This is a genomic window from Flavobacterium sp. C3NV, assembly GCF_046825355.2.
Taxonomy (GTDB): domain Bacteria; phylum Bacteroidota; class Bacteroidia; order Flavobacteriales; family Flavobacteriaceae; genus Flavobacterium.
Genome location: NZ_JBKQBJ020000002.1, coordinates 339,064 through 350,371 on the forward strand (window position 1 = coordinate 339,064; position 11,308 = coordinate 350,371).

General features: G+C 34.3%; 9 protein-coding genes. All 9 read left to right on the forward strand.

The features are described 5' to 3' along the window. The first annotated feature begins 160 nt into the window (after positions 1 to 160). The 9 genes from ACIDC4_RS04325 to ACIDC4_RS04365 all read left to right on the forward strand — a co-directional run bounded on the left by ACIDC4_RS04325 (position 161) and on the right by ACIDC4_RS04365 (position 11,291). Entirely contained in the window at positions 161 to 1,102 is a 942-nt protein-coding gene (locus ACIDC4_RS04325; RefSeq protein ID WP_412041898.1) for a hypothetical protein, read from the forward strand. Positions 1,103 to 1,159: 57 nt separating this feature from the next. Beyond that, a complete protein-coding gene (locus tag ACIDC4_RS04330; RefSeq protein ID WP_412041899.1) occupies positions 1,160 to 2,245 on the forward strand; it encodes a phosphoglyceromutase in 1,086 nt (361 codons plus the stop codon). Positions 2,246 to 2,290: 45 nt separating this feature from the next. Further along, complete coding sequence (locus tag ACIDC4_RS04335) at positions 2,291 to 3,223, forward strand: DUF2167 domain-containing protein (RefSeq protein WP_412041900.1); 933 nt, start codon at positions 2,291 to 2,293, stop codon at positions 3,221 to 3,223. Between the two features lie 399 nt (positions 3,224 to 3,622). Next, positions 3,623 to 4,414, forward strand: coding sequence for a TrmH family RNA methyltransferase (locus ACIDC4_RS04340; protein ID WP_078008343.1), 792 nt, complete (start codon positions 3,623 to 3,625; stop codon positions 4,412 to 4,414). Positions 4,415 to 4,430: 16 nt separating this feature from the next. Continuing rightward, complete coding sequence (locus tag ACIDC4_RS04345) at positions 4,431 to 5,969, forward strand: serine hydrolase (protein ID WP_412041901.1); 1,539 nt, start codon at positions 4,431 to 4,433, stop codon at positions 5,967 to 5,969. A gap of 544 nt (positions 5,970 to 6,513) precedes the next feature. Further along, a complete protein-coding gene (locus ACIDC4_RS04350) occupies positions 6,514 to 8,736 on the forward strand; it encodes a RelA/SpoT family protein (protein WP_412041902.1) in 2,223 nt (740 codons plus the stop codon). A gap of 89 nt (positions 8,737 to 8,825) precedes the next feature. Further along, positions 8,826 to 9,284, forward strand: a complete 459-nt coding sequence (locus ACIDC4_RS04355; protein ID WP_026981862.1) for a Fur family transcriptional regulator — start codon at positions 8,826 to 8,828, stop codon at positions 9,282 to 9,284. Positions 9,285 to 9,381: 97 nt separating this feature from the next. After that, positions 9,382 to 10,653 (forward strand): adenylosuccinate synthase, encoded by a 1,272-nt coding sequence (locus tag ACIDC4_RS04360; RefSeq protein ID WP_078008344.1) that lies wholly within the window; start codon positions 9,382 to 9,384, stop codon positions 10,651 to 10,653. 56 nt (positions 10,654 to 10,709) lie between these two features. After that, positions 10,710 to 11,291 carry an NUDIX domain-containing protein gene (locus ACIDC4_RS04365; protein WP_230036373.1) on the forward strand — a complete coding sequence of 194 codons (582 nt, stop codon included), beginning with the start codon at positions 10,710 to 10,712 and terminating at the stop codon, positions 11,289 to 11,291. The last annotated feature ends 17 nt before the right edge of the window (positions 11,292 to 11,308 follow it).

The following is an 11,308-nucleotide window of genomic DNA, read 5'->3' on the forward strand; positions in this document are numbered from 1 at the left end:
TAAAGAATAAGCACTTTTAATTATTTTTTTGAAATAAAAAGAATTGAGATTTGCTTGGTTATTGTCCTTTTAATAAATATTATTAAAACATCAAGTTGTTACCATAAATTTAAAATAGTCAAAAAATATTTGTTTCTTTCAACCTTTGTAATTCAAAAAAATGAAAAAATTAATTCTAATACTATTTATTTTTAATAGTTTTTTATCTAATGCACAAAAGACAGAAAATATAACTATTCCAAAAGGTGTAGTATATAAATACGCTGACGCTAAATTAATTGAAAAAGCAAAAAAACTAATAGAAAATAATTTATCTGCCAATAGTGATTATAAAATACTACAGAACAATCTAGTAATTGGCCCTGAATTATGGAGAAAATTTAAAGACAATCAGAAAATACAAAAAGTAGAAGGCAAAGCAATTCAATTTCATGTAGATGATACAATATTAGATGGCAAAATGAGTCAGGATATTGCGGGATCTAAAATAATATGGGATGAATTTAGAAATGAAATTTCTCAGGATTATATTATTAGAAAAGCCAACGAAAACGAGTTAAAATATTACTGGTCTGTAATATCATTTGATATCGAAGAACCATTGTTGATTGTAGAAAGTAAGGGAAATAATTATATTTTAAATTTATTAAAAAAAGATTTAAAATTATTATGGTTAGATAAAGCTCCTGATCAAAATAATACAAGCCAAGTTGCCTATAAACAATATCAAAACGGAAAAGAAATTGATTCTGTATATAAAGGAAAAAAAGAAACATCTCTAGAAAAGATTATGCTTTTAAATTCTGACGAAGAATTAGCTGCAAACATTTCTTTTGAAGACATAGAATTACTTATAAAAAAGACAGATGAAATATTTAATGAATTATTTAAAAACTCATTAAAATCAGGTAAGCTAATGGTCGAATTTGAACTAAAAAAGAAAAAAAACGAAATAATTTACGCTGTTAAAGATGATTTAGATTTAGATATAATGAAAATTTTTGAACAAAGAGTTAACAGCGAGAAATACCCAAATTCAAAAAAAGACCCAATTAAACTTCGATTACTTTACAAAGTAAATTCGTTTAATGAAATAGAATAAAAAAATATTTCAGTAATAAATTTCAAACCCTTTTGTCTCAACTTTGAAACTCATACAATGAAAAAATTAATTGTACTCACATTATTTTTCACAAGCCTTTTATCCTACGCACAAAAAACAGAAAACATCATCATCATAACCACAGATGGTTTTAGATGGCAGGAAGTTTTTAAGGGAATGGACAAAGAAATTGCCGACAATAAAAAATTCAATCAGGGAGACAGAAAGTACATTTACAAAAAATACGGAAGTGCTGATATTGCAGAAGCCCGCCAAAAAATAATGCCTTTTTTATGGTCTGAAATTGCTTCGAAAGGGCAAATTTATGGCAATCGTGATTTGGGTAATAAAGTAGATGTTACCAATAAATACTGGATTAGCTATCCCGGATATAGCGAAATGATGACCGGAAACGCAGACAATGCGGTGAATTCTAATCATTATAAAGACAATCCGAATGTAAATGTGCTGGAGTTTTTAAACCAACAGCCTAATCTAAACGGTAAAGTGAAAGCTTTTGGTGCATGGAATGCCTTTGATCGAATCTTAAACGAAAAAAGAAGTGGCTTTCCTGTAATTTCTGCCTTTGACAGCATTGGAGGAAATAATCCAACCGAAACCCAGAAACTGCTCAATGCCATGCGTGATAACTCTTATAAGCCTTTTCATGAAGATGAATGTCTGGATGTTTTTACCCATTATCAGGCTATGGACGAACTTAAAACAAAGAAACCAAAAGTACTTTATATTGCTTATGGCGAAACTGATGAGTGGGCGCATTCAGGACAATACAGATCGTATCTTGATGCTGCCAATCAGGTAGATAAATGGATTAAGGAAATCTGGGAATTTGTACAAAATGATCCTCAGTACAAAAACAAAACTACTTTACTGATCACTGTCGATCATGGCCGTGGTGATAAAAAGAAGAAAGAATGGACAGATCACGGATCTGACGTTGCAGGAGCATCAGAAATTTGGTTTGCTGCAATGGGACCAGAAATTGCACCAAAAGGCGAAGTTAAAACCCAATCGCAATTGTATCAAAAACAAACCGCACAAACCATCGCCAAAGTTATGGGATACACTTTTACAACTTCGCATCCTGTGGCCGATGAAATTAAAGAAATATTTCAGGAATAATAAATTAAACCAAATATAACAACCAACCAAAACCAATTGACCAAAATGAAAAAAACTTTAGTATTTCTTTTTTTAATGACTGTATTCAGTCCAAAATTATTAGCACAAACAAACGATACACTTGCAGCGTATTATGATAAGGTCGAAAAATCTTTTAAATATGAATCTGGAAAAATCACTTTATCAGCAGGAGAAGGAACTCTTAATGTCCCTAAAGGATTTAAGTTTCTTAATGCAGCGCAAACTCAGGATGTTTTAAGCAACTTATGGGGAAATCCTGAAGATAAAAGTGTTTTAGGATCGCTTGTTCCTGACGGCAAAGGTGTAACACACAGCAACAGTTGGATGTTCGTAATTAGCTATCAGGGAGATGGTTTTGTAAAAGATGATGATGCCGGAGATATCGATTATGACGATTTGCTGAAAACCATGAAAGAAGATGTTCAGGCAGAAAATGAAGAGCGTAAAAAAGGCGGTTATCCAGAAGTGCAATTAGTAGGATGGGCATCAAAACCATATTACGACAATAATTTAAAAGTATTGCATTGGGCCAAAGAATTAAAATTCGGTACAGATGAAGCCAATACCTTAAACTATGATTTAAGAGTTTTAGGAAGAAAAGGAATGTACAATATTTCGGCCGTTGCAGGAATGGACGAACTTGCCGAAGTAAAAGCAAGTATTCCGGGAATTTTAAAAAGTGTAGAATTTAATCAGGGACATAAATATCTTGATTTTGATGCCGACACAGATACCGTTGCCGCCTGGACAATTGGTGGTTTAGTTGCCGGAAAAGTTTTAGCAAAAGTGGGCTTTTTTGCTATTTTGGCTAAATTTGGAAAAATCATCGTGATCGGGATTATTGCAGCATTTGCAGGCCTTAAGAAATTTCTTTTTGGCAAAAAAGATCAGGTGGTATCAAAACCACAAGAAGAAGAAATTGCATTATTAGAAGAAAACAATTCTAAAGAAGAATAATTTTTTTGCCAAGAATTTCACGAATTTATACTAATTTATTAGCCACAGATTAAAGGATTAAAATGATTTAAAAAACTACAGGAATCATTTTAATCCTTTAATCTGTGGTTATTTTTTTATGCCATTTTTTCGCAAAGCAAAAAAAGATTGGTAAAAATTCGTGACCTGAACGACAGCGAGCAGGCAAAGCAATTATACGAATTAACACTATTTATTAGCCACAGATTAAAGGATTAAAATGATTAAAAAAACTATAGGAATCATTTTAATCCTTTAATCTGTGGCTAACTTTTTTTATTTCGCTTTAAAACTCTGAACCTTTGCACCTCCCAACCTTTGCAACTTTTAAAAAAAATCTCAGTACCTTAGCGCCTCAGAACCTAAGTACCTTTAAAAAAAATGAAACAAATCACTTCAATACAAAATCCGTTTATAAAATCGCTCGTTTTACTACAAGAAAAGGCAAAAGCCCGAAAACAAACCGGAACATTTTTGATTGAAGGATTACGCGAAATTTCACTTGCCATAAAAGGCGGTTACGAAATAGAAACTGTTTTGTTTTTACCGGAATTGGTAACTGAAAGTCAGATTAATAAATTGGTCAATACGCCAGTTTCATTAATCGAAATCAATAAAGAAGTTTATCAGAAATTAGCCTATCGCGATACCACCGAAGGAATTTTGGCTATAGCCAAAACCAAATCGATGTCATTATCTGATTTAAAATTATCTGATAATCCGTTGATAATTGTTGCCGAAGCACCAGAAAAACCAGGAAATATTGGCGCACTTTTACGTACTGCCGATGCTGCAAATCTGGATGCGGTTTTGATCGCCAATCCTAAAAGCGATTTGTACAACCCAAACATTGTTCGCTCGAGCGTTGGGTGTTTGTTTACCAACCAGATTGCCACAGGAACCACTGCTGAAATTATCGCTTTTTTGAAAGAAAAAAAGATCGATTTTTACTGCGCTACACTACAAAATTCAACCTCTTATCATACACAGGATTTTACTACTCCAACGGCTTTGGTTGTGGGTACAGAAGCCACGGGACTAACGCAGGATTGGCGTGATGCTGCAACTCAGAATATTATTATTCCGATGCAGGGCGAAATCGACAGCATGAATGTCTCTGTTGCGGCGGCTATTTTAATTTTTGAAGCCAAACGCCAAAGAGGATTTAATTAATTACATATTCAAAATTATGAGTTATAAATTATCACTTTTAGCCTTATTATTTTCTTTTTCAGTTTCGGCTCAAATTACGAATCAGGAAGTAGATGAATTAGTCAATCGTACTATAAAAGCTTTTGATGTTCCCGGAATTGCGGTTGCGATTGTAAAAGACGGAAAAGTAGTCTTGGCAAAAGGATATGGAGTAAAATCGGTCGTTACACAACAAAAAGTAGATGCCAATACCCTTTTTGGGATTGCCTCAAACAGTAAAGCATTTACAACCGCAGCACTTGCCATGTTGGTTGATGAAGGCAAAATAAAATGGGATGATAAAGTCCTGAAATATCTTCCGGATTTTAAAATGTACGACGATTTTGTAACGCGCGAATTTACAATTCGTGATTTGTTAACGCATAGAAGCGGACTCGGACTTGGAGCAGGAGATTTGATGATCTGGCCTGACGGAAGCGATTTTAAAGCACAGGATATCGTTCATAATTTAAGATACTTAAAACCAGTTTCGAGTTTTAGAACCAAATACGATTACGACAATTTGATGTACATTATCGCAGGAGAAATTGTACATGTTGTAAGCGGAAAAACCTGGGCAGATTTTGTTGAGGAACGCATTATGAAACCTCTGGAAATGAACAATAGTGTAGCATCTGTAAAACGTTTAAAAGACACTACAAACGTTATTACGCCGCATGTTCCTGTTGACGGAAAACTAAAAACGATAAAACGTTATGAAAATCAGCTTTTTGATGGAGCTGCCGGAATTTATTCAAGCGTAAATGATTTGAGCAAATGGGCGATTTTACAAATCAACAACGGGAAATACGGAGACAATAAGCAATTATTTTCAGAGAAAGAACACGACGAAATGTGGCAATTGCAAACCATTATTCCTGCAAAAACAAAACTACCTTACAATACTCATTTTTCAGGATATGGTTTAGGTTGGTTTTTGAGTGATGTAAAAGGATACAAACAAGTTTCGCATACCGGCGGATTAGAAGGAAATGTGACACAAACTACTTTGATTCCGGAGATAGGTTTAGGAATTATTGTCCTGACCAATCAACAATCCGGAGCGGCATTTACTGCCATAACAAACACCATAAAAGACAGTTATCTGGGCATTAAACCCGAAGATTACGTGACCACTTACAGCAACCGTGTGAAAGCCAGCGAAGCATCGGCAGATAAAGTGACTGACGAAGTTTGGGCAGCCGTTGCAAAAAATAAAAAAGACAAACTAAAAATTGATTTCTCTAAAATTACAGGAACTTACAAAGACAATTGGTTTGGAGAAGTTACCATAACAGAGAAAAAAGGAAAGGCCTATTTTGCATCAAAACGTTCGCCACAACTTGTTGGTGAAGTTTTCTTTTATAAAGATGGAAATTATGTCGTAAAATGGAACAACGCCTTTTTTCATGCCGATGCGCATTTGCTTTTCAAATACGATGAAACCGGAAAAGTCATCAACTTAAAAATGCTCCCAATCTCTGAACTAACTGATTTTAGTTATGATTTTCAGGATTTGGATTTTTCGAAAGAGTAGTTTTTAGTTTTCAGTTTTCAGTCGCAGTTTTCAATCTCAGTTATCACCTCAATCTTGTCAATCCCGAACGAGGGATCTCCGTTAGTAGCTCCGCAATCTAAATATACTTTGTGTTAGTTTCTTGTGGAGATCCCTCGTTCCTACCAATGACGTTTCTTGGAATTAAAATAAAATCCGTTTAAATCCGTGTCATCTGCGTTTAATGGCAAAGATTATAGAATTTCTTGTATCTTCTTCGACTTCGCTAACAATGACGTCATTTATATTGCTTTTTTTGAAAAAAATTAACCCTCGGGATAACAAAAAATGCACTCACTAATTTTGACCAAGCCATCTCTAACAAATCTCATTTTTTAAGTTTTTGGCTAATGTCAGACTGAGCGGAGTCGAAGTCCTTTTTACTACAAAAGAATCTCGACTCTGCTCGATTTGACAAGCCAAAATCTACCCTCTAAAATCAGAAATCTAAAATCTAAAATCAACCCTTCATTCCCTTGCGTATATTCAAACTTATTCTTATTTTTAGTACTTGAACTATGCCGTTATGATAGAAATAGATATTGAGAAAGAAAATAAAGCAATTGCCCAAGAGTATAAAGAATTACTTCGAATCAGTTATCAGACTTTAAGTCCAACCGACAAAAAATTAATCCGAAAAGCATTTGATGTCGCAGTAGATGCACATAAAGAACAAAGACGTAAATCTGGCGAAGCGTATATCTTTCATCCTATTGCAGTTGCGAAAATTGTGGCTTCTGAAATTGGTTTAGGAGCGACCTCTATTGCGGCGGCTTTATTGCACGATGTTGTCGAAGATACCCCTATGACAGTCGAGGATATTGAGCGTTTATTTAACCCAAAAGTGGCGCAACTTGTTGAAGGTTTAACCAAAATTTCGTTAGTTCAAAAAGATCTGAATGCGTCGATGCAGGCAGAAAATTTCAGAAAAATGATCCTTACACTGAACGATGACGTTCGTGTAATTTTGATAAAACTCGCCGATCGCTTACATAATATGCAAACCATGGATTCCATGGCAGAATACAAGCAAACTAAAATTGCTTCGGAAACGCTTTATATTTATGCCCCTCTCGCCCATCGTTTAGGACTTTATAACATAAAAACTAAATTGGAAGATTTAGGTTTAAAATATACAGAACCGGCTGTTTACAATGATATTGTAAGCAAAATAAGAGAGACAAAAGAAGAACAGGATGCTTATATCAAAGATATTTCGGATGTTCTGAAAAAATCTCTGGACAATGAAGGCATCGATTATGTCATAAAAGGACGTCCGAAATCTATTTATTCGATCCGTCGTAAAATGCGCGCTCAAAATGTGAGTTTTGATGAAGTGTATGACAAATTTGCTCTTAGAATTGTTTATAAATCAGATCAGCACGATGAGAAATTCGTGGCCTGGAAAATTTATTCGATTGTAACAGATCATTACAGACCAAGTCCGAGTCGTTTACGTGACTGGATTTCATCTCCTAAATCAACCGGATACGAAGCTTTGCACATTACCGTAATGGGACCAAAAGGCCGTTGGGTCGAAGTGCAGGTTCGAAGCGAGCGTATGGATGAAATCGCTGAGAAAGGTTATGCAGCGCATTACAAATATAAAAACGGCGCTACGGAAGAAAGCGGTCTGGATGTTTGGCTGAATTTGCTTCGCGAAGCACTGGAAAATCAGGAAACGAACGCGGTTGATTTTGTTGAAGATTTTAAAATGAATTTATATTCGAAAGAAATCTTTGTCTTTACGCCAAAAGGAGAAATCAAATCATTACCAAAAGGTGCTACTTCGCTTGATTTTGCGTTTAGTATTCACTCCGAAATTGGAATAAAAACCAGAGGAACGCGTGTAAACGGACGTTTGGTTCCCTTAAATCACGAGCTAAAAAGTGGCGATCAGGTCGAAGTGATTACTTCTGCCAACCAAAAACCAACGGTAAACTGGTTAGAATATGTAACCACTTCAAGAGCCAAAACGAAAATAAAAAACGTTCTTAACGAGAACACTAAAAAAATTGCTGAAGAAGGAAAAGAATTACTTACCCGAAAACTAAGACATTTAAAAATAACGATCAACGAACAGGTTATTAATGAATTAGTCAACTTTTTCAAACTAAAAACAAGTTTAGATTTATTTTACAGAGTTGGAATTGGGGCAATAGAAAATCAGCAATTAAAAGATTACGCCGCTCAAAAAAGCAATACGTTTATCAATTTCTTTAAAAATAAAATTAAAAGAAATAAAGATACAACCGCTGCCGATGATATTCATAAACAAGTCATCAGCAGTAATTATGATATGCTGGTTTTTGGAACCGAGCATGATAAACTCGATTATAAACTTTCGCCATGTTGTAACCCAATTCCGGGAGATGATGTTTTTGGATTTGTAACGATAAACGAAGGTATAAAAGTTCATAAAAAAGACTGTCCGAACGCCATTGGTATGCAGTCAAACTATGCTTACAGAATTATGAGTGCGAAATGGATTGATTCATCGCAAGAAGAATTCAAAGCTATTATCAACATTACCGGAATGGATGTTTTAGGACTTACAAATCAGTTAACAAGGGTAATTTCGAACAATATGAGCGTGAATATCCAGAGCATTTCGTTAAGTACAGATGCGGGAATTTTTCATGGTCAGATTGCTGTAATTGTTCAGAACAATACCATTTTGAAGAAAATGATTAATGCGATTAAAAAAATTGATGGGGTTGATAAAGTGACCAGAGAATACAGAACCTAAACTTTTTAACCTATCTATAAGGGTTTTATAACTAAACTTTAAACCCGAAACTTTTATTCATTAAAAATAAAAATTTATCTTTGCCGGATATGACACTCATTTCAACTGACAACACTAAGAATCAAGAAATTGTAAAAAATGTATTTACAATGTATCTTGAGCAAAAAGGGCATCGCAAAACTCCTGAGCGTTATGCTATACTTCAGGAAATTTACGACAGCGAAGAGCATTTTGACATAGAAAACTTATATATCAAAATGAAAAACAAGAACTATCGTGTGAGTAGAGCTACATTATACAACACGATCGAGTTATTGTTAGACTGCGCATTGGTTAGAAAACATCAATTTGGGCAAAATCAGGCTTACTACGAAAAATCATATTTTGATAAACAGCATGATCATATTATCATGACTGATTCTGGTGAGGTAATCGAATTTTGCGATCCAAGAATTCAAACCATCAAAAAAACGATCGAAGAAATATTTGATATCGAAATTACGAATCATTCATTGTATTTCTACGGAAACAAAAAGCAAAAACAATAGTCCGGAAACGCATTATTTAAAAAAATAAAAAAAAAAGAAAATTAACTACATTAATCAGTAGGGCAACTCAAATTGCCTCAACGCAAATTAAAACAGAATGACCGTAGATTTATTACTAGGATTACAATGGGGAGATGAAGGTAAAGGGAAAATTGTTGACGTTCTTACCTCTAATTATGATATTATTGCACGTTTTCAAGGAGGACCAAATGCAGGACATACATTAGAGTTTGACGGAATTAAACATGTACTTAGAACCATTCCTTCTGGAATTTTTCATAAAAATTCAATAAACATCATTGGTAATGGTGTTGTAATAGATCCGGTAGTTTTTCAAAAAGAAATCGAAGGTTTAGAGAAATTTAACCTTGACATCAAAAATAAATTGATCATTTCAAGAAAAGCACATTTAATTTTACCAACGCACCGTTTGCTTGATGCAGCTTCTGAAGCATCTAAAGGAAAAGCTAAAATTGGTTCTACTCTTAAAGGAATAGGACCAACTTATATGGACAAAACCGGAAGAAACGGATTGCGTGTTGGAGATATCGAATTAGAAGACTTTAAAGAGCGTTACAGAGCATTGGCTGACAAACATGAAGCAATGATTGCTTTTTATGACGTAGCGATTCAATACAACTTAGCCGAACTTGAAAAAGAGTTTTTTGAAGCTATCGAAGAATTAAAAAAATTAGATTTTATCGACAGTGAAGAATATATATACCAGGCTCAAAAAGCAGGTAAATCTATTTTATGCGAAGGAGCTCAGGGTTCTTTATTAGATGTTGATTTTGGAACTTATCCGTTCGTAACTTCATCAAATACTACTGCTGCCGGAGCTTGTACTGGTTTAGGAATTGCTCCTAACAAAATCAAAGAAGTTTACGGAATTTTTAAAGCTTACGTTACACGTGTTGGTAGCGGACCTTTCCCAACGGAACTTTTTGACGAAGTTGGTGCTACTATGGCAAAAGTAGGTAACGAATTTGGATCTGTTACAGGAAGACAAAGACGTTGCGGATGGCTAGACCTTGTAGCTTTAAAATATGCTGTTCAGGTAAACGGTGTTACTCAGTTAATGATGATGAAAGGTGACGTTCTTTCAGGATTCGAAACTTTGAAAGTTTGTACAGAATACAACTATAAAGGACAAAACATTTCTCACTTTCCTTACAACATCGAGCCGGAAAACGTAACTCCTGTTTATAAAGAATTTAAAGGATGGAAAGCTGACTTAACAGGATTGACGACTTACGATCAATTACCAATTGAGCTAAAAGAATATATTGAGTTTATTGAAGAAGAAGTTGGAGTGCCAATTAAGATTGTATCTGTTGGACCTGACAGAAAGCAAACAATAACAAAATAATACATCTAAACGCTCTGATAATCAGAGCGTTTTTTTTATACAAAAGATTTCTTATTATGAAAAATCCAGAAATTAAAGTTACCGAAACTAAGCTACTATCAGACAATTGGTACATACTAAACAAAGTAACTTTTGATTACCAAAAGAAAGATGGTAAAGTAGAATCGCATATTCGTGAAGTTTATGATCGCGGAAATGGAGCTGCTATTTTATTGTACAATTCATCTAAAAAAACAGTGATCTTAACCCGTCAGTTTCGTTTGCCCACTTATCTTAACGGAAATAAAACCGGAATGATGATTGAGGTTTGCGCCGGACTTCTTGATCAGGATAATGCTGAACAAGCCGTAATTCGTGAAACTGAAGAAGAAACAGGTTACCGTTTAAATAAAGTTCAGAAAGTTATTGAAACGTATATGTCACCAGGATCTGTTACCGAGATTTTATATCTTTTTGTGGGAGAATATGATGAAACGATGAAAGTAAATGATGGCGGAGGATTAGACGCCGAACAGGAAAATATTGAAGTGCTGGAATATACTTTTGATGAAGCTTACAACATGATTGAATCTGGTGAGATTACTGATGCTAAAACGATTATGTTATTACAACATGCTAAAATTAAAAATTTGATTTAATTTTTTGAGTATTTTTA

Coding starts and splice junctions, on each gene's coding strand:
- ACIDC4_RS04335 (WP_412041900.1), top strand. CDS start 2,291: ATGAAAAAAACTTTAGTATTTCTTTTTTTAATGACTGTATTCAGTCCA.
- ACIDC4_RS04330 (WP_412041899.1), top strand. CDS start 1,160: ATGAAAAAATTAATTGTACTCACATTATTTTTCACAAGCCTTTTATCC.
- ACIDC4_RS04360 (WP_078008344.1), top strand. CDS start 9,382: ATGACCGTAGATTTATTACTAGGATTACAATGGGGAGATGAAGGTAAA.
- ACIDC4_RS04355 (WP_026981862.1), top strand. CDS start 8,826: ATGACACTCATTTCAACTGACAACACTAAGAATCAAGAAATTGTAAAA.
- ACIDC4_RS04340 (WP_078008343.1), top strand. CDS start 3,623: ATGAAACAAATCACTTCAATACAAAATCCGTTTATAAAATCGCTCGTT.
- ACIDC4_RS04365 (WP_230036373.1), top strand. CDS start 10,710: ATGAAAAATCCAGAAATTAAAGTTACCGAAACTAAGCTACTATCAGAC.
- ACIDC4_RS04350 (WP_412041902.1), top strand. CDS start 6,514: ATGATAGAAATAGATATTGAGAAAGAAAATAAAGCAATTGCCCAAGAG.
- ACIDC4_RS04345 (WP_412041901.1), top strand. CDS start 4,431: ATGAGTTATAAATTATCACTTTTAGCCTTATTATTTTCTTTTTCAGTT.
- ACIDC4_RS04325 (WP_412041898.1), top strand. CDS start 161: ATGAAAAAATTAATTCTAATACTATTTATTTTTAATAGTTTTTTATCT.